General features: G+C 65.4%; 37 protein-coding genes. All 37 read left to right on the top strand.

What is annotated here, in order from left to right; translation table 11 throughout:
* Positions 1-125, top strand: a 125-nt coding sequence (gene tuf / locus IT371_19455) for an elongation factor Tu (protein ID MCC6749851.1), incomplete at its 5' end; no start/stop codon positions are given.
* 4 nt (positions 126-129) lie between these two features.
* Positions 130-438: a 30S ribosomal protein S10 gene (gene rpsJ / locus IT371_19450; GenBank protein MCC6749850.1), complete on the top strand. Its 309-nt coding sequence runs from the start codon at positions 130-132 to the stop codon at positions 436-438.
* A gap of 8 nt (positions 439-446) precedes the next feature.
* On the top strand, positions 447-1070 hold the full coding sequence (gene rplD, locus IT371_19445; protein MCC6749849.1) for a 50S ribosomal protein L4: 624 nt from the start codon (positions 447-449) through the stop codon (positions 1068-1070).
* Complete coding sequence (locus IT371_19440; GenBank protein MCC6749848.1) at positions 1067-1360, top strand: 50S ribosomal protein L23; 294 nt, start codon at positions 1067-1069, stop codon at positions 1358-1360. Before rplD ends, IT371_19440 begins: the two co-directional genes overlap by 4 nt.
* Before the next feature lie 18 nt (positions 1361-1378).
* Positions 1379-2212, top strand: a complete 834-nt coding sequence (rplB, locus tag IT371_19435) for a 50S ribosomal protein L2 (GenBank protein MCC6749847.1) — start codon at positions 1379-1381, stop codon at positions 2210-2212.
* Positions 2213-2503, top strand: coding sequence for a 30S ribosomal protein S19 (gene rpsS, locus IT371_19430; GenBank protein ID MCC6749846.1), 291 nt, complete (start codon positions 2213-2215; stop codon positions 2501-2503).
* 2 nt (positions 2504-2505) lie between these two features.
* Positions 2506-2850, top strand: coding sequence for a 50S ribosomal protein L22 (gene rplV / locus IT371_19425; protein MCC6749845.1), 345 nt, complete (start codon positions 2506-2508; stop codon positions 2848-2850).
* Between the two features lie 9 nt (positions 2851-2859).
* Complete coding sequence (gene rpsC / locus IT371_19420) at positions 2860-3495, top strand: 30S ribosomal protein S3 (GenBank protein ID MCC6749844.1); 636 nt, start codon at positions 2860-2862, stop codon at positions 3493-3495.
* 37 nt (positions 3496-3532) lie between these two features.
* The gene (rplP, locus tag IT371_19415) at positions 3533-3949 is read left to right on the top strand and encodes a 50S ribosomal protein L16 (GenBank protein MCC6749843.1); all 417 of its coding nucleotides are present in this window, start codon (positions 3533-3535) and stop codon (positions 3947-3949) included.
* Positions 3946-4164: a 50S ribosomal protein L29 gene (gene rpmC, locus IT371_19410; protein ID MCC6749842.1), complete on the top strand. Its 219-nt coding sequence runs from the start codon at positions 3946-3948 to the stop codon at positions 4162-4164. The genes rplP and rpmC overlap by 4 nt, the downstream gene beginning before the upstream one ends.
* Positions 4165-4167: 3 nt before the next feature.
* Positions 4168-4431 (top strand): 30S ribosomal protein S17, encoded by a 264-nt coding sequence (gene rpsQ, locus IT371_19405; GenBank protein MCC6749841.1) that lies wholly within the window; start codon positions 4168-4170, stop codon positions 4429-4431.
* A gap of 41 nt (positions 4432-4472) precedes the next feature.
* Complete coding sequence (rplN, locus tag IT371_19400; GenBank protein ID MCC6749840.1) at positions 4473-4841, top strand: 50S ribosomal protein L14; 369 nt, start codon at positions 4473-4475, stop codon at positions 4839-4841.
* Positions 4842-4843: 2 nt separating this feature from the next.
* Positions 4844-5155: a 50S ribosomal protein L24 gene (gene rplX, locus IT371_19395; protein MCC6749839.1), complete on the top strand. Its 312-nt coding sequence runs from the start codon at positions 4844-4846 to the stop codon at positions 5153-5155.
* 34 nt (positions 5156-5189) lie between these two features.
* On the top strand, positions 5190-5984 hold the full coding sequence (gene rplE, locus IT371_19390) for a 50S ribosomal protein L5 (GenBank protein ID MCC6749838.1): 795 nt from the start codon (positions 5190-5192) through the stop codon (positions 5982-5984).
* A 12-nt stretch (positions 5985-5996) separates the two neighbouring features.
* On the top strand, positions 5997-6176 hold the full coding sequence (locus IT371_19385; GenBank protein MCC6749837.1) for a type Z 30S ribosomal protein S14: 180 nt from the start codon (positions 5997-5999) through the stop codon (positions 6174-6176).
* 89 nt (positions 6177-6265) lie between these two features.
* Positions 6266-6664 carry a 30S ribosomal protein S8 gene (gene rpsH, locus IT371_19380; protein MCC6749836.1) on the top strand — a complete coding sequence of 133 codons (399 nt, stop codon included), beginning with the start codon at positions 6266-6268 and terminating at the stop codon, positions 6662-6664.
* Positions 6664-7200 carry a 50S ribosomal protein L6 gene (gene rplF, locus IT371_19375; GenBank protein ID MCC6749835.1) on the top strand — a complete coding sequence of 179 codons (537 nt, stop codon included), beginning with the start codon at positions 6664-6666 and terminating at the stop codon, positions 7198-7200. Before rpsH ends, rplF begins: the two co-directional genes overlap by 1 nt.
* Positions 7201-7219: 19 nt before the next feature.
* A complete protein-coding gene (locus IT371_19370; GenBank protein ID MCC6749834.1) occupies positions 7220-7582 on the top strand; it encodes a 50S ribosomal protein L18 in 363 nt (120 codons plus the stop codon).
* 51 nt (positions 7583-7633) lie between these two features.
* Positions 7634-8101 carry a 30S ribosomal protein S5 gene (gene rpsE, locus IT371_19365; GenBank protein ID MCC6749833.1) on the top strand — a complete coding sequence of 156 codons (468 nt, stop codon included), beginning with the start codon at positions 7634-7636 and terminating at the stop codon, positions 8099-8101.
* Positions 8102-8103: 2 nt separating this feature from the next.
* Positions 8104-8289, top strand: coding sequence for a 50S ribosomal protein L30 (gene rpmD / locus IT371_19360; protein MCC6749832.1), 186 nt, complete (start codon positions 8104-8106; stop codon positions 8287-8289).
* Positions 8290-8308: 19 nt separating this feature from the next.
* On the top strand, positions 8309-8794 hold the full coding sequence (gene rplO, locus IT371_19355; protein MCC6749831.1) for a 50S ribosomal protein L15: 486 nt from the start codon (positions 8309-8311) through the stop codon (positions 8792-8794).
* 13 nt (positions 8795-8807) lie between these two features.
* On the top strand, positions 8808-10133 hold the full coding sequence (gene secY, locus IT371_19350) for a preprotein translocase subunit SecY (protein ID MCC6749830.1): 1326 nt from the start codon (positions 8808-8810) through the stop codon (positions 10131-10133).
* 6 nt (positions 10134-10139) lie between these two features.
* Positions 10140-10931 carry a type I methionyl aminopeptidase gene (gene map / locus IT371_19345; GenBank protein ID MCC6749829.1) on the top strand — a complete coding sequence of 264 codons (792 nt, stop codon included), beginning with the start codon at positions 10140-10142 and terminating at the stop codon, positions 10929-10931.
* Between the two features lie 21 nt (positions 10932-10952).
* Positions 10953-11066 (top strand): 50S ribosomal protein L36, encoded by a 114-nt coding sequence (gene rpmJ / locus IT371_19340; protein ID MCC6749828.1) that lies wholly within the window; start codon positions 10953-10955, stop codon positions 11064-11066.
* Positions 11067-11161: 95 nt separating this feature from the next.
* Complete coding sequence (gene rpsM, locus IT371_19335) at positions 11162-11575, top strand: 30S ribosomal protein S13 (GenBank protein ID MCC6749827.1); 414 nt, start codon at positions 11162-11164, stop codon at positions 11573-11575.
* A 17-nt stretch (positions 11576-11592) separates the two neighbouring features.
* Entirely contained in the window at positions 11593-11982 is a 390-nt protein-coding gene (gene rpsK / locus IT371_19330; protein MCC6749826.1) for a 30S ribosomal protein S11, read from the top strand.
* 49 nt (positions 11983-12031) lie between these two features.
* Positions 12032-12658, top strand: coding sequence for a 30S ribosomal protein S4 (rpsD, locus tag IT371_19325; protein ID MCC6749825.1), 627 nt, complete (start codon positions 12032-12034; stop codon positions 12656-12658).
* A 145-nt stretch (positions 12659-12803) separates the two neighbouring features.
* Positions 12804-13844, top strand: a complete 1041-nt coding sequence (locus IT371_19320) for a DNA-directed RNA polymerase subunit alpha (protein ID MCC6749824.1) — start codon at positions 12804-12806, stop codon at positions 13842-13844.
* A gap of 59 nt (positions 13845-13903) precedes the next feature.
* Positions 13904-14413, top strand: coding sequence for a 50S ribosomal protein L17 (gene rplQ / locus IT371_19315; protein ID MCC6749823.1), 510 nt, complete (start codon positions 13904-13906; stop codon positions 14411-14413).
* A 123-nt stretch (positions 14414-14536) separates the two neighbouring features.
* Complete coding sequence (locus IT371_19310) at positions 14537-16000, top strand: hypothetical protein (GenBank protein ID MCC6749822.1); 1464 nt, start codon at positions 14537-14539, stop codon at positions 15998-16000.
* 164 nt (positions 16001-16164) lie between these two features.
* Entirely contained in the window at positions 16165-16668 is a 504-nt protein-coding gene (locus IT371_19305; GenBank protein MCC6749821.1) for a TIGR02266 family protein, read from the top strand.
* A gap of 20 nt (positions 16669-16688) precedes the next feature.
* On the top strand, positions 16689-17072 hold the full coding sequence (gene fliO, locus IT371_19300; GenBank protein MCC6749820.1) for a flagellar biosynthetic protein FliO: 384 nt from the start codon (positions 16689-16691) through the stop codon (positions 17070-17072).
* The gene (gene sctR, locus IT371_19295) at positions 17069-17818 is read left to right on the top strand and encodes a type III secretion system export apparatus subunit SctR (GenBank protein MCC6749819.1); all 750 of its coding nucleotides are present in this window, start codon (positions 17069-17071) and stop codon (positions 17816-17818) included. The genes fliO and sctR overlap by 4 nt, the downstream gene beginning before the upstream one ends.
* A 10-nt stretch (positions 17819-17828) precedes the next feature.
* Entirely contained in the window at positions 17829-18095 is a 267-nt protein-coding gene (fliQ, locus tag IT371_19290) for a flagellar biosynthesis protein FliQ (protein MCC6749818.1), read from the top strand.
* Between the two features lie 11 nt (positions 18096-18106).
* Complete coding sequence (locus IT371_19285; protein ID MCC6749817.1) at positions 18107-18925, top strand: flagellar biosynthetic protein FliR; 819 nt, start codon at positions 18107-18109, stop codon at positions 18923-18925.
* 21 nt (positions 18926-18946) lie between these two features.
* The gene (locus tag IT371_19280; GenBank protein MCC6749816.1) at positions 18947-20008 is read left to right on the top strand and encodes an EscU/YscU/HrcU family type III secretion system export apparatus switch protein; all 1062 of its coding nucleotides are present in this window, start codon (positions 18947-18949) and stop codon (positions 20006-20008) included.
* The gene (priA, locus tag IT371_19275; protein ID MCC6749815.1) at positions 20005-22461 is read left to right on the top strand and encodes a primosomal protein N'; all 2457 of its coding nucleotides are present in this window, start codon (positions 20005-20007) and stop codon (positions 22459-22461) included. The genes IT371_19280 and priA overlap by 4 nt, the downstream gene beginning before the upstream one ends.
* Positions 22462-22481 lie beyond the last annotated feature (20 nt).

Genomic DNA, 22481 nt, shown 5'->3' with positions numbered 1-22481 from the left:
GCGACAACGTGAATCTGGTCGTCAACCTCATCACCCCGATCGCCGCCGAGAAGGGTCTTCACTTCGCCATCCGCGAAGGCGGCCGCACTGTCGGCGCCGGCGTGGTGACGGAGATCATCGAGTAGGACCATGACGACGCCGAAGATTCGCATTCGTCTGAAAGCCTACGATCATCGCTTGCTCGACCAGTCGGCGACCGAGATCGTGGACACCGCCCAGCGTACGGGGGCCAAGGTGGCCGGGCCCGTTCCGCTGCCGACGCGGATCAATAAGTTCACCGTTCTGCGGTCGCCGCACGTGGACAAGAAGTCGCGCGAGCAGTTCGAGATCCGGACTCACAAGCGGCTACTCGACATCCTCGAGCCGACGCAGCAAACGCTCGACGCGCTGATGAAGCTGGACCTGTCCGCTGGCGTGGACGTCGAGATCAAGACCTGAGGTGGCCCATGCCGTCGCTCGATGTTTTGAACCTTGAAGGGCAGCGCGTGGGACAGATCAGTCTGTCCGACGACATTTTCGGAGCCCCGGTCCGCGAGCACCTCCTCTGGGAGGCTGTGAAGGCACAGCTCGCTGCGCGGAGGTCGGGTACTGCGAGCACCAAGGTTCGCTCCGAGGTGCGGGGCAGCACGCGGAAGATCTATAAGCAGAAGGGCACGGGCCGCGCGCGGCACGGGTCCATCCGCGCGCCCATCTTCGTGGGTGGCGGGGTCGCGCTGGGGCCGAAGCCGAGGTCCTACGCGTACACGCTGCCGAAGAAGGTGCGCCGTGGAGCGTTGATCAGCGCGTTGTCGCTCCGCGCCGCCGAGAAGCGGCTCGTGGTGATGGAGGACCTCCGCCTGGGCGAGACGAAGACCAAGCGGATGGCCGGTGTGCTCGCGAAGCTGGGCGTGACTAGCGGGCTCATCATCGACGACAAGGGGAACGTCGAGCTCATTCGCTCGGTGCGCAACCTGGCGAAAGCGAAGTACCTTGCCCCCGAGGGGCTGAACGTATACGACCTGCTCCGCTATGAGACGTTGGTAGTCACGGCGCCGGTGGCGAAGCAGATCGAGGAGCGGTTGAGCCGATGACGCGACATCCGGCGCATATCATTTTGCGGCCGCTTCTCACGGAGAAGGGGACGCAGATGGGCGAGGAGGGGAATCGGGTCCTCTTCGAAGTAGCCGACGCGGCCAACAAGGTCGAGATCCGGAAGGCCGTGGAGAAGCTGTATAGCGTGCGGGTTGTGTCCGTACGCACCCAGGTGGTCCGGGGCAAGAACAAGCGGCTCGGGCGGCACGAAGGGCGCCGCCCCAACTGGAAGAAGGCGATTGTGCGACTGGCTGAAGGGTCGTCCATCGATTTCTTCGGGGCGCCCTAGTCGCGCGGAGAACAGGCCATGGGCATAAAACTCTACAAGCCAACGTCCGCAGGTCGGCGCGGCATGGGTGGCAACGACTTCGCCGAGCTCGACGGTGCGACCCGACCCGAGAGGGCGTTGACCACCGGGAAGTCGTCCTCGGGCGGTCGCAACTGCTACGGCCGCATCACGAGCCGTTTCCGCGGCGGTGGACACAAACGGCGATTCCGTACGATCGACTTCCGTCGCGAGAAGACCGGTATCCCCGGCACCGTGACGGCCGTCCAGTACGACCCGAATCGGTCAGCGCATATCGCCCTCGTGACCTATGCCGATGGCGAGAAGCGCTACATCGTGGCGCCGAGCAAGCTGGCGGTGGGCGACAAGGTGCTGTCGAGCCGTCGCGCGGACATCAAGGCGGGTAACTCGCTTCCGCTGCGGTTCATCCCGCAGGGTACGGTGATCCACAACATCGAGCTGAAGATCGGTGGCGGTGGGCAGCTGGCGCGGAGCGCAGGCACCGGAGCGCAGTTGCTGGCGAAGGAAGGGGATTGGGCTCAGGTCCGGCTCCCCTCCGGCGAGGTGCGGCGAATCCATTGCGACTGCCGGGCGACCATCGGGCAGGTGGGGAACCTGCACCACGGCAACATTCCGCTCGGGAAGGCGGGGCGGACGCGGTGGATGGGCAAGCGGCCGCACAACCGTGGTGTCGCGATGAACCCGGTGGATCATCCGATGGGCGGTGGCGAGGGTCGGTCGTCGGGTGGTCGGCACCCGTGCAGCCCGTGGGGCCAGAAGTCCAAGGGGCTGCGGACGCGCAACAACAAGCGCACGGATCGCATGATCGTGCGTCGTCGCGGGGAGAAGGGCTAAATGGCGCGCTCAGTTAAGAAGGGCCCGTTCGTCGACGATCACGTGATGAAGAAGGTGGTCGAGGCCCAAAAGACGAAGAGCAAGAAGGTGATCAAGACCTGGTCGCGGCGGTCGACGATCATCCCCGAGATGATCAGCCTCACCTTCACGGTGCACCAGGGCAAGAAGTTCGTCCCGGTGTTCGTGACCGAGAACATGGTCGGGCACAAGTTGGGTGAGTTCGCCCCCACGCGTCAGTTCAGCGCGCATTCGGGCGACCGCAAGACCGCCAAGGCCAAGGGAGCCAAGTAGCCATGCAATCCTCCGCGTCGTTGAGGTTCGGGCGTATCGGGCCACGAAAGGTGAGGATGGTGGCACGCCTGATTCGGGGCAAGCCCGTGGACCAGGCTATCAACATCCTCATGTTCACGAACCGCGGAGCGGCGGGCCTGCTCAAGAAGCTGCTCGTGTCGGCCATCGCGAACGCCGAGGACAAGAGCAAGGGTAACGTAGATACCGATCACCTGGTGGTCAAGGACGTGGCGGTGGACCAGGGGCCAACGACGAAGCGATGGTTGCCTCGGGCCCAGGGACGCGCGACGCGCATCAACAAGCGTTCGAGCCACGTGCGTATCGTGCTCGACGACTCGGCGGCATAGGGACATCCGATGGGTCAGAAAACACATCCGATCGGCTTTCGACTCGGCGTCATCCGCACCTGGACCTCGAAATGGTACGAGGAGCGGCAGTACGCGAAGTGGTTGCACGAGGACGTGCAGCTGAAGCGCTTCATCAAGAAGAAGCTTGCCAGCGCGAGCGTGGCGTCGATCGAGATCGAGCGGGCGGCGAACAAGGCGAAGATCACGATCCACACGGCGCGGCCGGGGATCGTGATCGGAAAGCGCGGCGCTGGCGTCGAGACGCTGAAGAAGGACGTGCAGCGGCTGACGGAGAACGAGGTCTTCCTGAACATCCAGGAAGTCCGGAAGGCCGAGATCAACGCGCAGTTGGTGGCCGAGTCGATCGCGACCCAGCTCGAGCGGCGCGTGGCTTTCCGCCGCGCGATGAAGAAGGCCGTGCAGACGGCGATGAAGTTTGGCGCCAAGGGGATCAAGGTCCATTGCGGTGGACGCCTTGGCGGGTCGGAGATGGCGCGTCGCGAGTGGTACCGCGAGGGTCGCGTGCCGCTTCACACGCTGCGCGCGGACGTGGACTACGGCTTTGCCGAGGCCAATACCACCTACGGGGTCATTGGCGTCAAGTGCTGGATCTACAAGGGTGAAGTCGTTACCGGCCGCTTCTAGCCGTCGGGAACGAGTCCTCTAGCGGGATGACGATAAGATGCTAGCGCCTAAGAAGGTCAAGTTCCGGAAGATGATGAAGGGCCGTATGACCGGCCGCACGAAGGGGGGCGACCATGTCTCCTTCGGCGACTTCGGCATCCAGGCCATGTCGTGCGGGTGGCTCACCTCTCGGCAGATCGAGGCGGCCCGTATCGCCATCACGCGGCACGTTAAGCGCGGAGGCAAGGTCTACATCCGCATCTTCCCGGACAAGCCGATATCGAAGAAGCCCGCCGAGACCCGCATGGGTAAAGGAAAGGGGAACCCGGAGGAGTGGGTGGCGGTGGTCCGCCCGGGCCGGGTCATGTACGAGCTCGAAGGGGTAACGGAGGCCGAGGCGCGTACGGCATTTCGGCTGGCGCACCACAAGCTGCCCATCAAGACCCGCTTCGTGGCGCGGGAGACGATCGCATGAAAATCGGCGAGATTCGTGAGCGCAGTGACGGAGAGCTCAAGAGCTTGGGCCGGCAACTGCTGGATGACCTGTATAAGCTGCGAGTCCAGAAGTCGACGAACCAGCTGGAAAACACCAGCAGCCTTCGGCTGGTTCGTCGGGACTTGGCGCGCGTGATGACGGTCGTGCGAGCTCGGGGCCTAGGCCTCGAGGCGTCCAAGAAGGATCAAGGCTAAACGATGAGCGAGCAGGCCAGGCAACAGCGGAGAGTGCTCCAGGGGCGCGTGCGGAGCAACAAGATGGACAAGACCGTGGTGGTCGAAGTGAGCCACCGTGTCTTGCATCCCACGTACAAGAAGTACGTCACGCGGCGCAAGCGCTACAAGGCCCATGACGAGCGGAACGAGTGCCAAGTGGGTGACGTGGTGCAGATCGTGAGCTCTCGTCCTCTGAGTCGGCAGAAGTGCTGGCGCGTACAGAAGTTGATGGAGCGACCGGCGTAGGTCGATCTTCGACTCATACGACCAGATAGACGGGTGCGACGATGATCCAGACGACGACCATTCTCGGTGTGGCCGACAACTCCGGGGCCAAGAAGCTGATGTGCATCAAGGTGCTTGGAGGCTCCAAGCGGAAGTACGCATCCGTTGGTGACATCATCGTGGTGTCGATCAAGGAGGCGATCCCGGGCGCGAAGGTGAAAAAGGGCGACGTGATGAAGGCCGTGGTGGTGCGGACCGTGAAGGAGATTCCGCGGCCGGACGGGTCCTACATTCGCTTCGACGAGAATTCCGCGGTGCTGTTGAACGCGCAGAAGGAGCCGGTGGGCAGCCGCATCTTCGGGCCTGTGGCGCGCGAACTCCGAGCGCGGAAGTTCATGAAGATCATTTCGCTCGCGCCGGAGGTGCTGTGATGTTGCGCATTCGCAAGGGTGACGAGGTCGTCGTGACGGCGGGCAAGGACGTCGGGAAGCGCGGCAAGGTGCTCCACGTCGATCCCGCAAAGGGCCGCGTGAAGGTGGAGAAAATCAACCTCATCAAGCGGCATGTCCGGCCGAGTCAGAAGCACCCCCAGGGCGGGATCGTGGAGAAGGAAGGGACGCTCCATATCTCGAACGTGCAAATCTGGGATTCGAAAGCGCAGAAGGGCACCCGGATAGGCATTCGCGTGCTGGATGGTGGCAAGAAGGTGAGAGTCTCCCGGAAGACCGGAGACATCCTCGACTAACGCGGCGTATGCAGCCGCCGCCTAGAGGAAGCTGATGAGCGAGCAGGAAAAGAAAGGCCAGGGACCTGCGGGTGGGGGAGACGCCGAAGGTGCGTCGGGCGACGAGAAGAAGCGCGCGGACCCCAAGGAACTGAAGGACGCCCGCAAGGAGAAGAAGGCGAAGGCGCAGGACGGCGGCGAGGCAACGGGGGCTGGGCCGGCGCCGGCGAAGGCCAAGGGCGAGAAGAAGGACAAGAAGGGCGACAAGGGCAAGAAGGCCGAGGCCGAGCCGTTCGTCAAGCGAGTGGCTCCCGCCCGCCTCCGCTCGCGCTACCAGAACGAAGTGGTGCCCGAGCTGGTCAAGGAGTTCGGCTACAAGAGCGCCATGGCGGTTCCACGGCTGGTGAAGATCACCATCAACGTGGGCCTCGGTGAGGCGATCCAGAACCCGAAGCTGCTCGATTCGGCCGTCGAGGAGCTGTCGGTCATCACGGGCCAGAAGCCCGTCGTGACGACGGCGAGGAAGTCGATTGCGGCCTTCAAGCTGCGCCAGGGCCAGAAGATCGGCTGCATGGTGACCCTGCGGCGGGACCGCATGTTCGAGTTCTTCGACCGCCTGGTGACGTTCGCTCTGCCGAGGACGCGTGACTTCAAGGGTGTGTCCGCCCGGTCGTTCGATGGGCGGGGGAACTACTCCCTCGGGATCAAGGAACAGATTATTTTCCCTGAGATCAATTACGACAAGATCGAGAAGATCATGGGGATGAACATCACCATCGTGACCACCGCGAAGACGGACGAGGAAAGTCGGGCGCTTCTGCGGCACCTGGGTATGCCTTTCCGTAAGTAGAGGAACGAACCGATGGCCAAGACGGTTGACATGATTCCGCGGAAGCTGCGCTACAAAGTGCGGCACCGCAATCGGTGTGGGCTCTGCGGTAGGCCGCGCGCCTATCTGCGGAAGTTCAACATGTGTCGTATCTGTTTCCGGAACCTCGCCCTGCGGGGGGAGATTCCCGGGGTTGTGAAGTCGAGCTGGTAGCGTAGGCGGGAGATCAGCGAGGAAGACCGCACCTGGGGCTGGCCGGATGAACCGCCGCCCCGCTGGCCGGTACGAGAGGCGGGCCAACAATGAGCATGACCGATCCTATTGCGGATATGCTGACGAGAATTCGAAACGGCATTACGTCGCGCAAGGCGCGCGTCCAGATGCCGGAATCTCGGCTGAAGACGCACATCGCCAAGATTCTGCAAGACGAAGGCTTCATCGAAGGCTACTCGAGCATCGAAGCGAAGCCGCAGTCTATCCTGCAGATCGACCTGAAGTGGACGCCGGACCATCGGCCGGCCATCGAGGGGCTTCGTCGGATCTCGCGGCCTGGGCAGCGATGCTACGTGGGCAAGGAGGCGATCCCGAAGGTGCGCGGCGGGCAGGGCATCGCCATCTTGACGACTTCCATCGGGGTCATGTCGGATCGCGACGCGCGGCGGAATGCGGTGGGCGGCGAGATCCTCTGCGAGGTGTGGTGATGTCGCGCGTCGGCAAGCGAACAATCCCCCTCCCGAAGGGCGTTTCCGTCGAGGTGGTGGATCGAGAGCTGAAGGTCAAGGGCCCCAAGGGCGAGCTCAAGCGTCCGTTGCCTCCCGGCGTCACGATCGCGAGTGAGGGCGGCGCCGCGAAGGTTTCGCCGCTGGGCGAGGCGAGGTCGAATCGCGCGCTGCACGGCCTCGCGAGGGCGTTGCTCAACAACATGGTGACGGGCGTCAGCAAGGGATTCTCGCGCGAGCTGGAGATCAACGGGGTTGGTTATCGCGCGGAGGCCAAGAAGGGCCTGCTCACGCTGGCCCTCGGGTATTCGCATCCGATCGAGGTCTTCTTGCCCCAAGGCGTCGAAGCCAAGGTGGACAAGAACAAGATCGAATTGACGGGTATCGACCGCGAGGTGCTCGGGCAGCTGGCCGCGGTGATCCGTGGACAGCGCCCGCCGGAGCCCTACAAGGGCAAGGGCATCAAGTACGTCGAGGAGACGATTCGACGCAAAGTGGGCAAGGCCGGAGCCGGCTAGGCCCGCGCGGGAGTCTGAGATGGCGACGACAAAGCTGGAAGCAAGGCTGCATCGCAAAGCGAGGATTCGAAGGAAGGTGCACGGCACGGCCGAGCGTCCACGCCTTACGGTCTTCCGCAGCGCGCGGCATATGTATGCGCAGGTGATCGACGACGAGGCGAATGCGGTGCTGGCGAGCGCTTCGACGGTCGGCAAGGCTTCGGCCGAGTCGGCGGCGGGACTCAAGAAGAAGGACCGCGCGAAGAAGGTGGGCCAGGCCGTCGCTGCCTTGTGCAAGGCAAAGGGAATCACCAAGGTGGTTTTCGACCGGAACGGCTTTCAGTACCACGGTCGAGTGATGGCGCTTGCCGACGCTGCTCGGGAAGCCGGGCTGCAGTTCTGACGGTCGAAGGAGACCCCCGTGGCAGTGAATTACGAAGAACTCGGCGAACTGATGGATCGGGTTGTGTACATCAACCGCGTCGCCAAGGTAGTGAAGGGCGGTCGGCGTTTCAGCTTCAGCGCGCTCGTGGTTGTCGGTAACGGCAACGGGTACGTCGGGGCGGGGCTGGGGAAGGCGAACGAGGTCCCCGAGGCCATTCGGAAGGGAACCGAGCACGCGAAGAAGAACATGTTCCGGGTGCCGCTGACCGGCGCGACGATCCCGCATGGGATCGTCGGTCACTTCGGCTCGGGAAAGGTGTTGCTGCGTCCGGCCAGCGCGGGTACCGGGGTCATCGCAGGGGGTGCCGTCCGGGCCCTCATGGATGTGGCCGGGGTGGCGGATATCCTGACCAAGTGCATCGGGAGCAATAACCCCCATAACGTGATTCACGCCACGGTGGACGCGCTGCAGCAGCTCCGGAGCCCCGAGGATACGGCGGCGCTTCGCGGCGTGGATGTGGCGCGGTTCAAGGACTAGTCATGGCGAAGAAACTGAAAGTCACGCAGGTGCGGTCGGGGATCAGCCGACCGGAGACGCAGCGTGTGGTGCTGAAGGGGCTCGGGTTGGGCCGGCCAAACCACTCGCGCGTGCTCGAGGACAGCGCTGCCATTCGCGGAATGATTCGCAAGGTGCAGCACCTGGTGCGCGTCGAGGCCGTCGAGTAGCGCGAGCGGAGTCAAATACATGGGCACCACACTAGATCGCCTGTCGGGCCCCAAGGGCGCTCGGCAAAAGGCCAAGCGGGTCGGGCGCGGGCACGGCAGCGGGCTCGGCACCACGGCCGGCCGAGGCATGAAGGGGCAGCGCGCCCGTAGCGGCGTCAATCGCAGCGCCTGGTTCGAAGGCGGGCAGATGCCGATTCAGCGGCGGCTGCCGAAGCGCGGGTTCAAGAATCCGTTTCGGGCCGAGTACTTCCCGGTGAACGTGTCGCAGCTGGCTAAGGCCTTCGGGCCGGGAGATGCCGTAGACGCCGACGCGCTGAAGGCGCGCGGAATGATGCCGCGACGCGCGGAGCGACTCAAGGTGCTTGGCGACGGCGAGCTGGCGGTGAAGCTGGTCGTGCGGGCGCATGCGTTCTCGAAGGCGGCGCTGGAGAAGATCCAGGCGGCCGGCGGGAGCGCTGAGGTGGTGCCGGGCAAGGGCACTCCCACGACCGACGCGCAGGCCTGAGCGGGAGAGGGAGATGGCTACAGGATTTGGCGGTGTAACCAAGATCCCAGAGCTCCGTAAGCGCATCCTCTTCACGCTGATGATGCTTGCGGTGGTCCGGGTGATGGTGTTCGTCACCGTTCCAGGGGTCAATCGCACGGTGATGAAGCAGATCATGGCTGCTTCGTCCGGCTCCTTTCTCGGGCTCTTCAATATGTTCTCCGGCGGAGCCCTGGAGCAGCTGTCGATTATCGCTCTCGGGATCATGCCCTACATTTCGTCCTCTATCATTCTTCAGCTCCTGACCGTGGTCGTCCCCTCCCTTGAAAGGCTGAGCCGAGAGGGTGAGGCGGGAAGAAAGAAGATCAATCAGTACACCCGCTACGGGACGATCCTTCTCAGCTTCCTTCAGGGTTACTTCATCGCGGCCTGGCTCGAAGGGTCGAACGACAGCTACCGGACCTACGGCGAGGTGGTGCTCGATCCGGGTTGGTCGTTCCGCATGATGACCATCCTCACGCTGACGACCGGTACCGCGTTCGTGATGTGGCTCGGAGAGCAGATCACGGAGCGGGGAATCGGTAACGGGATATCGCTCATCATCTTTGCCGGTATCGTCGCCGACATGCCTGACGGGCTCGTCAAGCTCTGGCAGAAGGCGAAGATGGGGGAGCTCGGGGCGCTGAGCTTGGCGCTGATCGCCGCGATCGTGGTGCTAGTCGTGGGGGTGATCATCTTTTTCGAGCGGGCGCAACGGCGGATACCCGTGCAATACGCGAAGCGCGTGGTAGGCCGGAAGGTGATGGGTGGGCAATCGAGCCATCTTCCGTTGAAGCTGAACACGGCCGGCGTGATCCCGCCCATCTTCGCCTCTTCGATCCTGATGTTCCCGACGCAGCTCGCGCACTTCATCGACGCGCCGTGGATGCAGGCGTTGCGGGATGCGCTCCAGCCGGACGACTGGCGGTATCTCACGCTCTATGTCCTGCTTATCATCTTCTTCTGTTACTTCTACACGGCGGTTACGTTCAATCCGGTCGATGTGGCGGACAACCTGAAGAAGAACGGCGGCTTCATCCCGGGCATTCGACCGGGGAAGAAGACGGCCGAGTACATCGACAAGGTGCTGACCCGCATTACGTTCGGCGGAGCTCTCTACATCTCGGCCGTATGTGTTTTGCCGACGCTGCTGGTGGCGCACTTCAAGGTGCCGTTCTACTTCGGCGGAACGGGACTCCTGATCGTGGTCGGCGTGGCGCTGGATACGGTGCAGCAGATCGAGTCGCATCTGATTACCCGGCACTACGAGGGGTTCGCCGGGCCGAAGGGCCCGCGGATCCGCGGTCGGAGAACCCGCTAGTTTGCGATGTCGATTGTTTACAAGAGTCACGCCGAACTGCAGAAGATGTGGACTGCGAATCAGGTGGTCCGGGAGGTCTTGAGCGAACTGGCGGCGATGGTGAAGCCTGGAGTGACGACGGGCGAGCTCGGGGATCGGGCCGCTGCGCTAGTCCGGCAGCACCGAGTGGAGCCCGCGTTTCTGGGCTACGGTTCGCCGCCTTTCCCCGCTGTGGTGTGCGTGTCGGTGAACGACGAGGTGGTCCATGGGATCCCGAATCACAAGCGGGTGCTCGTGGAAGGTGACATCGTCAGTATCGATTTCGGCGTGGCGCGGGATGGCTATTTCGGCGACTCCGCACGGACGGTCCCCGTGGGTGAGATTTCGGCGGAGGCGAAGAAGCTCTTGAAGGTGACGGAGGAAGCGCTGGGACGTGCCATCGAGCAGTGCCGGCCGGGAAACCGGCTCCGGGACGTCAGCTCGGCGGTTCAAACCCACGTCGAGCTGAACGGGTTCTCGGTGGTGCGGGTCTTCGTGGGGCACGGGATCGGACGGAGGATGCACGAGGATCCGCCGGTCCCGAACTTCGTGGGACCCGGGAGAAATCCACGACTTAGGCCAGGAATGGTGCTGGCCATCGAGCCGATGGTGAACGTGGGAACGCACGAGGTCACGGTCGATGAAGACCGCTGGACAGCGCGAACGAAGGATGGCAAGCTCTCGGCCCATTTCGAGCATTCGGTGGCCATTACGGAAAACGGCCCCTGGGTGCTGAGTGGAGCGTCTGCCGAGACGGGTGTCGCACTGCATACGGCCTAGCGAAGCAAAGAGAAGGCAGCCATGAAAGTTCGAGCGTCGGTTAAGCGGATTTGTGACAAGTGCAAGATCATTCGTCGGCGCGGCGTGGTTCGGGTCATCTGCACCAACCCACGACATAAGCAGCGACAGGGCTAAGGTCCCGGCGGGGCCCGCGGGCGGCTCGGCGCCCGAGGAGCGGCTGCCGCGGCGCACTCGGGGCTGCACCCCGGGGACGATAGGAGCAAGGAACGATGGCACGTATCGCTGGTGTTGACCTTCCGCGCAATAAGCGCATTGACATTGCGCTGACATACATCTATGGCATCGGTCGCGCGCGAGCCGAGGAGATCCTGGATAAGGCGGACGTGGGCGGTGGAATCCGCACCGACGACATGTCCGAGGATCAGATCCGGCGCATCCGGCAAGTTCTCGATGCGGGATACAAGGTGGAGGGGGATCTGCGCCGCGAGGTGTCGATGAACATCAAGCGGCTCATGGATCTGAACTGCTACCGCGGCATTCGCCACAAGCGTGGCTTGCCGGTGCGGGGGCAGAGGACAAGCACCAACGCGAGGACGCGCAAGGGTCCCCGACGTGGTCTCATGGCCAAGAAGCGGCCAGCGGCAGGCGGTGCCGGTGGTGGCGCGGCTCCGGCCGGGAAGTAGCGGACGAGTGAAGACCCATGGCTAATCCGAGGAAGGGCACGAAGCGCAAGGTCAAGAAGAACGTCCAGAGCGGCATCGCTCATGTTACGTCGACGTTCAACAACACGGTGGTCACGATCACGGATGTCAGCGGGAACGTGCTGGCGTGGTCGAGCTCCGGCGTGTGCGGCTTCAAGGGGTCGCGCAAGAGCACGCCGTTTGCTGCGCAGCTCGCAGCGGAGGATGCCGCGCGCAAGGCGATGGAGCACGGCATGCGCAGCGTCTCCGTGTACGTGAAGGGGCCTGGAGGCGGACGAGAGTCGGCCTTGCGCGCCCTGCAGGCGGCGGGCTTCAAGATCACGTTGATTCGTGACGTGACGCCCATTCCCCACAACGGATGTCGTCCGCCGAAGCGCCGACGCGTGTGACCAGCGGCCAACGTTGAAAGTGGCCCCACGAGAATCAGGGAGGTAACGGGTGGCTCGCTATACCGGACCAGTATGTCGGCTCTGCCGGCGCGAAGATATGAAGCTCTTCCTCAAGGGAGAGCGCTGCTATACCGATAAATGCGCCTTCGAGCGTCGTGCGTATCCCCCCGGTCAGCACGGGCAGGGGCGAAAGAAACGCTCGAACTACGGCGAGCAGCTGCGCGAGAAGCAGAAGGTTCGGCGCATGTACAGCATGCTCGAGGGGCAGTTCCGCAGCTCCTATCACAAGGCGACGCGCATGAAGGGGGTGACGGGCGAGAACCTGCTCGCGCTCCTCGAGCGCAGGCTGGATAACGTCGTCTACCGGCTGGGACTTGCGTCCACGCGGACGGAGGCTCGGCAGCTGGTGCGGCATCGGCACTTCTTGGTGAACGGGCACTGCTGCAACATTCCTTCGGCGCTGGTGCGCCCGGGCGACGTGGTGCAGGTGCACGAGCGAAGTCGGCAGGTGGCGAAGATCGTGGAGGCGCTCGCGGCGGTGGATCGCCGGGGAGTGCCGAGCTGGTTGGAGCTCGACAAGGACGGCTTTCAGGGCAAGGTGGGAAGTATGCCGGTGCGTGAGGAGTTGACCATGCCCATCCGCGAACAACTGATCGTCGAGCTCTACTCCAAGTAGGGACGTCCACGACCGCCCGGCGCTCAGCACCCGGCGAGCCACGCGAGATCGGCTGACGGCGCAGGTCCGATGGTTCGTCCAGGTCCGCGCGGGCTTGGCGACAATGAGAGGGAGCAGCATGGAGACGATGAGCACCGTGAGTGGCATGCAGAATCCGGTGATTGCACGAAACTGGCGTGACCTGATCAAGCCTCGAGCGCTGGACAAGGAGACGGATACCCTAACGGCGACGTACGGGAAGTTTACCTGTGAGCCGCTCGAGCGGGGCTTTGGTATCACGATCGGCAACAGCCTGCGGCGCGTCCTGCTGTCGTCCCTGCAGGGAGCCGGCATCACGGCCGTCAAGCTCGATGGTGCGTTGCACGAGTTCACCACCTTGCCCGGCGTGGTCGAGGACGTGACGGACGTGATCCTGAACCTCAAAGAGGTTCTGCTCCGGATGACGGACGCCGGGCCGCACACGATCTACATCGATAAGCGCGGAGACGGACCGGTCACGGGGGCAGACATCCAGGCGCGGGACGGAATCTCCGTTCTGAACCCGGATCACGTGATCGCGACGCTTTCCGGGGATGCCCGTCTTCGGATGGAGCTCACCGTGCAGATGGGACGAGGCTACGTTCCGGCAGAGCGGAACAAGGCCGCCGGAATGCCGGTAGGGACGATCCCGATCGATGCGCTCTTCTCCCCGGTTCGAAAGGTCAACTACACGGTTACGCACGCGCGCGTCGGGCAGCAGACCGACTACGACAAGCTGACGCTCGAGGTGTGGACGGATGGCAGCGTGGCGCCAGAGAACGCGGTGGCGTTCGCGGCGAAGATCCTGAAGGACCAGCTCAGCATCTTCATCAACTTCGAGGAACTGCCGGAGCCTGAGGAAGAGAGCGAGAGCGACGAGCAGCTTCGCGTGCTGAACGACAACCTGAACCGGCCCGTCGAGGAGCTCGAGCTTTCGGTCCGTAGCGCGAACTGCCTGCAGAATGCGAACATCAAGCTGATCGGACAGCTCGTGCAGAAGTCCGAGGCCGAGATGCTGAAGACGAAGAACTTCGGCCGCAAGTCGCTGAAGGAGATCAAGGAAATCCTTGGCACCATGGGCTTGGGTCTCGGGATGAAGCTCGACAACTGGGTCGACCCTTCGAAGGTAGAGAAGGACCCCGATCAAGGAGGCAACGCTCAGTCCTAAACGGGAGGGCGTTGCTCCGGTCCATCGGCCGCTACGCCGAGGCCGCGTAGGAGGATGCTGTGAGACATAGGAAGGCACAAACGAAGCTGAATCGGAGCCCCTCGCACCGGCGGGCGACGTTCAGTAATCTGCTACTCGGTCTCGTGGAGCACGGGCGCGTTCAGACGACGGAGCGGAAGGCGCGGGAGCTTCGCAGCCTCGCCGAGCGCATGGTGACGCGGGCCACGCGGCTGGGGGACTTGCTCCTGAAGGATCCGAAGGCGATGGCCCCCGAGGACCGCGCGCGGCTGATCCACGCGATGCGCATGGTCGGTCGGCGGCTGCGGCAGCGGAGCGCGGTACTTCACCTTTTCAACGAGTGGGCCCCGCGGTACCTCGGCCGTCCCGGCGGGTATACCCGTGTCTTCAAGCTAGGGAATCGGCGTGGAGATGGCGCGCCGATGGCGCTTCTGGAGTTCGTTCCGGCCGAGATGCCGCAGCGCGAAGGCGCGGCGGTGGAGGAGGTCCGAGCGCCCGAGAAGAAGAAGGGGCTGCTCGGGAAGCTGCGTAGCCGCAAGGAGAAGGCGTAGCAGCCTCTCCGGCCTTCGGGTCCCTCGGGCCCCCTTGTCTTCCGCAACGCCTCGACCTACTATCCGCGGCAATACGACGTGATGTGCGCTGGACCTTCCTGTCTGTCTCCGAGGAGGACGTAGATGACGCATAAATCCAAGGCCCTGGGCCTCGGGCTCGGGATCCTGTTGGCGGTGGCTTCGGCGTGCCGAAGCAATGGCAGTTCTGGAACCGACGGTGGCGGCGTGGCCGGGGACGGTGGCGTCGGGGGCACGGACGCGACGGGTGGTGGAGGGGACGGGGGCGGCCCGGCCGTCGAGACCAACATCTTCGACATCACCTCGGGCAAGGTGAAGGAGGGGGCGAACGTCACCCTTCGGGACGTCATCGTGTCCGCCGTGGACGGGTACGGCCAGTACACGGGCGACGTCTTCGTCCAAGAGGCGAAGGGCGGAGCAGGAAGCGGGATCAAGCTCTACAAGGTGCAGCGCGCCGATGGGGGGCAGGTAAGCGACCTGAAGCCCGGGGACCACGTGAAGGTGGAGGGAGCCGTCAAGTACTTCGTGCCGAAGGGCGGCTTCAACGACAAGAAGCATCCCGCGAAGGCGCATGTGAAAGAACTCGAGAACGCTCGCGTGTCCCGGATCGGTCCGGGGACGCCCCCGGCGCCGGCGGAGGTAACGGTGAAGGATCTGACCGAGGATCCGAACGCCGATACCTGGGAGCACGTGCTCGTGCGGGTGAAGGACGTGGCGGTTACCAAGGAAGTGAACCCGCAGTACGGCGAGTTTCAGGTGTCCGGTGGGTTCGCCGTGGACGACGATCTGTTTCCCCATACGCCCAAGGTGGGGGACTGCGTGACGGTGACGGGTATTTCGGTCTATTTCTTTGCCTATCGGTTGAATCCGCGGGACGCGGGCGATATTGAGAAGGGGACGGCGTGCCCGACGGCAAAGGCGGTCAGCATCTCGGACGTGCAGGACGCGACGAGCGCGAACCACCCGGCAGACGGAACCCAGGTCATCGTGAACGGCGTGGTGTCGGCGGTAGACTCGACAGTGTCGGGCACGCCGCCGAACGCCAAGTACTATGGATTCTGGATCCAGGCGGAGAGCGGTGGGCCCAATAGCGGCATATACGTGTACTACGCGTGGAACGATAGCTCGTCGACCAAGCCGGTGGTGGGGGAGTCGGTCGAGGTGAAGGCGACCTACAAGGAGTACAAGGACGCCGGGAGCAAGGATACGGTGAGCGAGCTGACCGACGCGACGTTCACGAGCAAGGGCAAGGCGGCGACGGAGCCGAAACCCGAGACGGTGGCCGCCGCGGACGTGGCGAACGGCGGCTCCAAGGCCGAGCCCTACGAGGGCGTGCTGGTGAAGGTGGAGAACGTGGAGGTGGTGGACCAGACGAAGGACAGCAAGGGGAAGGTCCTCGGCGTGAAGCTGAAGGACTCCGGACTCCTCGTGGAGAACGACCTCTTCGACTTCATGGCACCCACGCCGCTCGCCGCGGGGGCGAAGCTCAAGTCCGTGAGCGGCGTGCTGCACTACTCTTTCGGCAACTTCAAGATACTGCCGCGAGTTTCGGGGGATGTGGTGCCGTAGGGGCCGTGCCGGTGGTGGGGCGTGGGTGTGCTCGGTGAGGAAGGGTAGACGAGCAGAGGGAGGACGGGGGAATGTCGGCGTGTCCAGCCTGTCGGAACGTGTTGCCTGTCGACGCCGCGTTTTGTGGCTTTTGCGGTTTTCGCCTACATGCGATCAGTCGCGAAGTGCAGCTCGAGTTGGCGTCTTCGCTCGGGGCCGGGGGGGAGACCGGACCGGAGGAGGTCTTCCCCCTCACGACGCTGAAGGGGGCCGGCGGAGGTGCCAAGCGGAACGGGGAGCCGGTCGCGGCCGATGCGCGGGGAGGAAATGGCGACGAGGCGGACTCGCGTCGCAGATCGCGACGCTTCCCCGCGCGCGTGGAAGTGAACTACGGCAGCGAGCATAACTTCTACACCGGGTTCATGGAGAACCTCAGTGGCGGGGGGCTGTTCGTGGCGACGCACCAGCCGGCGCGCCTCGACGAGATGGTCGAGGTGACGTTCACCGTGCCCGGACTGGAACAAGCCTGCACGGCAATCTGCCGGGTGCGCTGGCTTCGGGAGCACAATCCGCAGGCCCCCGACACCGTCGCCGGGATGGGGCTGGAGTTCCACGAGCTGGACCCGGAGGTGCGTGCCGCGGTCGAACTCTTCATCCGGCATCGGGAGCCTATCTTCTTCGACGACTGAGCTTCTGGAGGGGGGAACGGATGCCGACGGTCGACGGCGCGGGAGTGCCGAGCCTCGGATACGGATGGGTGCTGTTGCGGATGTTCGCCGCACTGGCGGTCGTGAGCGGTGTGGCCTACGTGGCGCTGCGCTACGGCTTGCGGCGCTTCGGAAGGAGCGCGTCCCCGGGTCGGCTTCTGCGCGTCGTGGAGCAATGTCCTCTCGGCCCAGGGCGCTCGGTCTGGGTCGTGGAAGCGGCGGGCCGCTACCTGGTGGTGGGCTCTGCGGACGGGGCGCTCAGCCTATTGACGGAGCTGGAGCCCTCCTCGGTGGAGGGGCGATTGGCCCCGCCCGTTACGCCACGACGAACCTTTGCGGAGTTCCTTGGGCGGCACCGGGAGCCGCCGGGGAGCGTGCCGTCGTGAGGTGGTGCATCCTGGCCGCAGCGTTCACTGCGGCGCCGTTGCAGGCCTTCGCACGCGAGAAGGGGGCGGTGACCGGTGGTGGGGAGCCGGTGTCGGTGGTGCTGCTGCTGGCGGCGCTTTCCTTGCTCCCGTTCGTCTTGGTCATGATGACGAGCTTCGTCAAGATCGCGGTGGTCCTCTCCCTGCTGCGCAACGCCATAGGCACGCCGCAGATCCCGCCGACGATCGTGCTGACGGGGTTGTCCGTCATCCTGAGCCTCTACGTCATGGCACCGACGGGGGCCAAGGTCTACGAGGCGGTCCGGGGCGTGGCTGGCGAGGAGGGAGGGAAGGGCGGCTTGCTCTCGGCCGGTTCTGCCTCGGTGCTCTTTCGTGCCGCCGACCGGGCCAAGGAGCCGCTGCGAGAGTTCCTGCTGCGGCACAGCGACGTGCGGGACCGGGGGATGTTTCTCGATCTTGCCCGACGTATGCGTCCGGCCGAGGAGCGCGCAGGAGTGCGAGATCGGGACCTGCTCGTGGTGGTACCCGCGTTCGTCGTCGGACAGCTCGCCTCCGCCTTCCAGATCGGGTTCCTCATCTTCTTGCCTTTTCTGGTGCTGGACATGGTGGTTGCGAACGTCCTCCTGGCGTTGGGCATGCACATGCTCTCGCCGACGACCGTGTCCCTGCCTTTCAAGCTCTTGTTGTTCGTGCTCGTCGACGGGTGGAGACTGCTCACCCAGGGCCTCGTTCTCTCCTACGGATGACCTGGCGATGATGGGATCCGATCAGCTCGTGCAGGTGGTGCGGGAGGGGCTCTTTCTCGTTCTGCTCGTGAGCGCGCCGCCGCTGGCGGCGAGTCTCGTAGTCGGACTGCTCATGAGCCTGCTGCAGGCCACGACGCAGCTGCAGGATCAGACGCTCTCGTTTGTGCCGAAGCTCGCCGTGGTACTCGTTTCGCTGGCCATCACGGGGCCCTGGATGGGGGCGCAGCTCGTGCGGTTCACGGAGGCTCTGTTTCGGCTCCTGCCGGCCCTTCGGTAGCGAGCCGGGCCATGGAGCTCGAGTTCGCGCGCGCACTGGCCGCAGGGGAGTGGCAGAGGTGGCTCATCGTGGTCGTCGCGTGCGCCGCCCGATGGGCGACGTTTTCGTGGATCGTGCCGCCGCTCGGTGGGCGCGCCCTCCCCGCGACCCTTCGCATGGGCCTCGCCGTGGTGCTGGGAGCCCTGGCCTACCCGCGCTGGAGCGCCGGCGCGCACGAGTTTCTCTCCGGGCCTGCCTCCTGGCTCGTGCTTCTGGTAGTGAAGGAGGCGGTCGTCGGCGCGGTGCTCGGCTACGTCACCTCGGTCGTCTTCTGGGGGGCGGAGGCGGCGGGGTGGCTTGCGGATACGGTGCGAGGTGCCAACATGGCGGAGGTGCTCGTGCCGCAGCACGGGCACCGCACGACAGCTCTTGGAGCGCTGCATGCTCAGCTCTCCATCGTGGTGTTCCTGAGCATGGGGGGTCACCGGGTGCTCGTGGCAGCGGTGCTGAGCTCCTACGACGTGCTGCCGCTTCAGACCGTGCCGGCGATAGGTGGCTGGCAAGAGTTTGGCTGGTTCGCGGCTCGCCTCACCGGCGAGGTCTTCGCGCTCGCGGTGGCTCTGGCGGCGCCGGTGGTCATCGCCGTGGTGTTGACCGACGTGGCGCTGGGCTGGATCAACCGACTGGCGGGGCAGGTCAACGTCTTCTTCGTGGCTATGCCGCTCAAGGCCTTTCTAGGCGTCGCCGTGGTGGCGCTGGTGCTTCCGCTGCTGGTGGGCATTCTGCCCCGGGCGTTGGGCTGGGCGGTGAATTATCTGGAGCGGGGACTTGCCCTGTTGAGTGGGCCTTGAGGCACGAAGGGACCCTTCCGCATGGCAGATGACCGCCCAGGTGGGGAGCCCACCGAGCCGCCCAGCGAGAAACGGCTCCGCGACGCGCGCGCTCGGGGTGAGGTGCCGCGGAGCCGGGAGGCCGTCGCCGCCGCGGTCTTCGTAGGGGTCTGCGGTCTGGTTGCGGCAACCTGGATGCAGGCCGTCGCCACGCTGCGCGAATTCGCCGGCGCCTGGCTCGAACGCGCGGCGAGTTTCGATGGACCGCCGTCTGCGGCGCTGCTGGACGCCCTGAAAGCCGTCGTCCTCGTCGCGGGGCCCGTGGTGGTGACGGCGTTCGCCGCCGCGCTGGTCGCTAGCTACGCGCAGGTCGGGGCGCTGTTCGTACTTCAGCCGGTGAAACCCCAGCTGAAGCGACTCGATCCGCTCGGCAACCTGCGCCGCACCTTCGGCAGGGAATCGCTGGTCGAGCTACTGAAGTCGACGGTCAAGCTGATCGGGACGGGGTACCTCGCCTGGACCGTGCTGTGGGATCATGCCCCCGCGATCGCGCGGACGGTCGGAGCCTCCCCTGAGCGGATCCTGGAGGTCACGGCCGCGTCTCTGCGGGATCTGGCCCTGCGCGTGGGAGTGCTGGTGGTCCTGATGGGCGCTTTCGACCTCTGGCTTCAGCGGCGCGCGTACTTCAAGCGGCTACGCATGACGCGTGAGGAAGTGAAGCGCGAGCAGAAGGAGAGCGAGGGGGATCCGCAGCACAAGGGGGAGCGGCGACGGCTTCACCGGGAGATCCTGGAGCAGCGCATGTTGGAGCGCGTGGCGAAGGCCGACTGTGTCATCATCAATCCCGTGCGGATCGCCGTGGCCATCGAGTACGACGAGAACTCGATGGGAGCGCCGAGAGTGGTGGCGCGAGGGGAGCGCATCGTGGCGGCGAAGATCCGCGCCATGGCGCGAAAGCACGGTGTGCCGATTGTTCGCAACGTGCCGCTCGCTCGCGCTCTCGTCGATCTCGAGCTCGACCAGGAGATCCCGTCGGAGCTCTACGAGGCCGTGGCAGAGGTGTTGCGGTTCCTGCAAGGGCTCGGTGACAGGGAGTCGAAGTGATACGCGCCACGCAGTACCTTGTCGTCCCCCTGGCGCCCGTGGGCCGGGCGCTCTCCTACGCGCCGTCCGCGAGGGAGGCGCTCCCCCTGGTGGTCGGGTCTCGCGTCGTGGTTCCTCTCGGAGGCCGGCGAGTCGTTGGGGTCGTCAGCGGCATCCAGGTCGACGCCGAGGTTCCCGAAGGACGTCGGTTGCGCGAGATCTCCGAGGTGCTCGATTCCGACCCGGTGGTGGACGCCGAGGTCCTCGAGCTCGTGGCCTGGATCGCAGACTACTACTTCGCGCCGCTCGGCGAGGTTCTTCGCCTCGCACTACCGGCGTCGCTGCAGCGACGAGAGGAGCGGCGAGTCCGAATCGCGGAACGTGGCCGGGAAGTGCTGGTCGCGCAGGCGGCGGTTCTTCGTCGGGAGGACGAGTGGCTCACGGAGGCCGAGCGACAGGCGCTCGAGACGGTGGTGCGGAGCCGCAGCGGAGTGCGGCGACAGCGCGCCGTGGCGATGGGGCATGGCCTCGCAACGCTCAGAGCGCTCGTCGAGCGCGGTCTGGTGACCGAGGAGGTGGACCATCGAACGGCAGCGGCGCACCGCACCGACCTGCTGGTCGAGCTTCTGCCAGAAGCGACGACGGTCGGGGGCGAGCATCGCAACGCGCCACGGCAGGAGGCCTTGCTGCAGCGGCTTGGAGAGGTCGGTGGCCCGGTCTTGCTGAGCGAGCTCGAGGACCTGCCTGAGGGGGCCCGGGGGCTGGCGCGCGCCCTGGCGAGGAAGGGCAAGGTGCGAGTCGAGGAGGTGCCGACGGCGCGGGACCCGTTCGCAGACGCGCCGCGGGTCGAGGACGTCCAGCACGAGCTGACGGTCGATCAGACGGCGGCGCTCGCTTCACTGCTCGAGGCGGCCGAGGCACGCACCTTTCGCGCGTTCTTGCTCCACGGCGTGACGGGGAGCGGCAAGACGGAGGTGTACCTGCGACTCATCGACGTGGCGCTGCGAGCGGGTCGGTCCGCGCTCGTGCTCGTGCCAGAGATCTCGCTCACGCCACAGCTGGCCGGTCGATTTCGGGCACGGTTCGGGGGGGAGGTGGCCGTACTGCATAGCGGGCTCTCGGATGCGCAGCGGTACGAGCAGTGGCGACTCCTCCGCACGGGAAGCTGCCGCATCGCGGTCGGGGCCAGGTCCGCCGTCTTCGCGCCGCTCGCGGACCTCGGCGTGGTCATCGTCGACGAGGAGCACGACGGCTCGTTCAAGCAGGAGGAAGGCGTGCGGTACCACGCGCGAGACGTCGCGCTGGTGCGGGCCAAGAGGAGCGGGGCGGTGGCGGTCCTCGGCTCGGCGACGCCGTCGCTGGAGAGCTACCACGGAGCCATGGAGGGGAGGCTCGCGCTGCTCAAGCTCCCGGGGCGCGTCAGAGAGCAGGTCATGCCCGAGGTCGTGGTGCTCGATCTCCGGCGATACCAGGCGGGAGAGGGGGGCATTCTCAGCGCACCCCTCGCCGCGGCGTTGGCGGAGACCCTGGAGCAGCGAGAGCAGGCCATCCTCTTTCTGAACCGGCGGGGATACGCGAACTTTGTGCTCTGCAAGGGCTGTGGATACGTCTTCCGCTGCGGCGAGTGCTCCGTGTCTCTCACGCACCACGAGCGGCGTGGACGGCTCGTGTGCCACTATTGCGGCTTCAGTCGGCCGAGGCCGACGCGCTGTCCGGAGTGCGACGGAGACACGGTCGAGCTGTTGGGCCTGGGAACGGAGAGGGTGGAGGAGGCTTTGCGGGCTCGGTTCCCCTCCGCGCGGGTGGCGCGGCTGGATCGCGACAGCGCGCGCGGCGCGGGGCTCAATCGCATCCTGCGGCAGGTGCACGACCGGGAGGTCGATATCCTGGTGGGGACGCAGATGGTCGCCAAGGGGCACGACTTTCCGTCGGTGACGCTCGTGGGAGTGGTGTGCGCCGATCAGGGGCTGCACTTTCCGGACTTCCGCGCCGCGGAGCGCACGTTCCAGCTCTTGACGCAGGTGGCAGGGCGCGCGGGACGTGGCGATAGGCCGGGCCGGGTGGTCGTGCAGACCTACCAGCCGATGCACCCGAGTATCGAGGCCGCGCGGACCCACGACTACGATGGTTTCTTCGCCCAGGAGCTACGGGCGAGGCGAGAGCTGCAGTACCCGCCGCTGGGACACGTGATCGCCTTGCGCTTCGAAGGGCCCGACGGCGCTGCGGTGGGAGAGGCTGCCAAGCGGGTAGCCTCGCACTTCGTTTTGCCGAAGGATGGTACCGCGTGGGTCATGGGCCCCGTGGAGGCGCCCATCGCGCGTATCAAGGGGCGGAGCCGGTGGCTGCTGCTCGTGCGGGGAAGGACGCGGCAGGCGGTGCGAGACGCAACGCGGCGGGTCTGGCAAGGGGACGCCCTACGCGAGGCGCCGGGGGTGCGGGTCGTGATCGACGTCGACCCGCAGAGCCTGCTGTAAGCGTGCCGGCGCGTCCGGAC

Source organism: Deltaproteobacteria bacterium, assembly GCA_020848905.1.
Taxonomy (GTDB): domain Bacteria; phylum Myxococcota_A; class Polyangia.
This window is presented reverse-complemented; position numbering and strand designations above follow the sequence as displayed.

Bases quoted from the DNA above. Each gene is read 5' to 3' on its own strand.
- IT371_19285 (MCC6749817.1), top strand. From the start codon at position 18,107: ATGGAGCTCGAGTTCGCGCGCGCACTGGCCGCAGGGGAGTGGCAGAGG.
- rpsH (MCC6749836.1), top strand. From the start codon at position 6,266: ATGAGCATGACCGATCCTATTGCGGATATGCTGACGAGAATTCGAAAC.
- rplN (MCC6749840.1), top strand. From the start codon at position 4,473: ATGATCCAGACGACGACCATTCTCGGTGTGGCCGACAACTCCGGGGCC.
- rpmD (MCC6749832.1), top strand. From the start codon at position 8,104: ATGGCGAAGAAACTGAAAGTCACGCAGGTGCGGTCGGGGATCAGCCGA.
- rpsK (MCC6749826.1), top strand. From the start codon at position 11,593: ATGGCTAATCCGAGGAAGGGCACGAAGCGCAAGGTCAAGAAGAACGTC.
- IT371_19385 (MCC6749837.1), top strand. From the start codon at position 5,997: ATGGCCAAGACGGTTGACATGATTCCGCGGAAGCTGCGCTACAAAGTG.
- IT371_19280 (MCC6749816.1), top strand. From the start codon at position 18,947: ATGGCAGATGACCGCCCAGGTGGGGAGCCCACCGAGCCGCCCAGCGAG.
- rplD (MCC6749849.1), top strand. From the start codon at position 447: ATGCCGTCGCTCGATGTTTTGAACCTTGAAGGGCAGCGCGTGGGACAG.
- rplV (MCC6749845.1), top strand. From the start codon at position 2,506: ATGCAATCCTCCGCGTCGTTGAGGTTCGGGCGTATCGGGCCACGAAAG.
- rplF (MCC6749835.1), top strand. From the start codon at position 6,664: ATGTCGCGCGTCGGCAAGCGAACAATCCCCCTCCCGAAGGGCGTTTCC.
- rpsE (MCC6749833.1), top strand. From the start codon at position 7,634: ATGGATCGGGTTGTGTACATCAACCGCGTCGCCAAGGTAGTGAAGGGC.
- fliO (MCC6749820.1), top strand. From the start codon at position 16,689: ATGCCGACGGTCGACGGCGCGGGAGTGCCGAGCCTCGGATACGGATGG.
- rplP (MCC6749843.1), top strand. From the start codon at position 3,533: ATGCTAGCGCCTAAGAAGGTCAAGTTCCGGAAGATGATGAAGGGCCGT.
- secY (MCC6749830.1), top strand. From the start codon at position 8,808: ATGGCTACAGGATTTGGCGGTGTAACCAAGATCCCAGAGCTCCGTAAG.
- IT371_19310 (MCC6749822.1), top strand. From the start codon at position 14,537: ATGACGCATAAATCCAAGGCCCTGGGCCTCGGGCTCGGGATCCTGTTG.
- rpmC (MCC6749842.1), top strand. From the start codon at position 3,946: ATGAAAATCGGCGAGATTCGTGAGCGCAGTGACGGAGAGCTCAAGAGC.
- rpsQ (MCC6749841.1), top strand. From the start codon at position 4,168: ATGAGCGAGCAGGCCAGGCAACAGCGGAGAGTGCTCCAGGGGCGCGTG.
- map (MCC6749829.1), top strand. From the start codon at position 10,140: ATGTCGATTGTTTACAAGAGTCACGCCGAACTGCAGAAGATGTGGACT.
- rplE (MCC6749838.1), top strand. From the start codon at position 5,190: ATGAGCGAGCAGGAAAAGAAAGGCCAGGGACCTGCGGGTGGGGGAGAC.
- fliQ (MCC6749818.1), top strand. From the start codon at position 17,829: ATGGGATCCGATCAGCTCGTGCAGGTGGTGCGGGAGGGGCTCTTTCTC.
- rpsC (MCC6749844.1), top strand. From the start codon at position 2,860: ATGGGTCAGAAAACACATCCGATCGGCTTTCGACTCGGCGTCATCCGC.
- rplO (MCC6749831.1), top strand. From the start codon at position 8,309: ATGGGCACCACACTAGATCGCCTGTCGGGCCCCAAGGGCGCTCGGCAA.
- rpsM (MCC6749827.1), top strand. From the start codon at position 11,162: ATGGCACGTATCGCTGGTGTTGACCTTCCGCGCAATAAGCGCATTGAC.
- IT371_19440 (MCC6749848.1), top strand. From the start codon at position 1,067: ATGACGCGACATCCGGCGCATATCATTTTGCGGCCGCTTCTCACGGAG.
- rplB (MCC6749847.1), top strand. From the start codon at position 1,379: ATGGGCATAAAACTCTACAAGCCAACGTCCGCAGGTCGGCGCGGCATG.
- IT371_19370 (MCC6749834.1), top strand. From the start codon at position 7,220: ATGGCGACGACAAAGCTGGAAGCAAGGCTGCATCGCAAAGCGAGGATT.
- rpsJ (MCC6749850.1), top strand. From the start codon at position 130: ATGACGACGCCGAAGATTCGCATTCGTCTGAAAGCCTACGATCATCGC.
- rpmJ (MCC6749828.1), top strand. From the start codon at position 10,953: ATGAAAGTTCGAGCGTCGGTTAAGCGGATTTGTGACAAGTGCAAGATC.
- IT371_19320 (MCC6749824.1), top strand. From the start codon at position 12,804: ATGCAGAATCCGGTGATTGCACGAAACTGGCGTGACCTGATCAAGCCT.
- rpsS (MCC6749846.1), top strand. From the start codon at position 2,213: ATGGCGCGCTCAGTTAAGAAGGGCCCGTTCGTCGACGATCACGTGATG.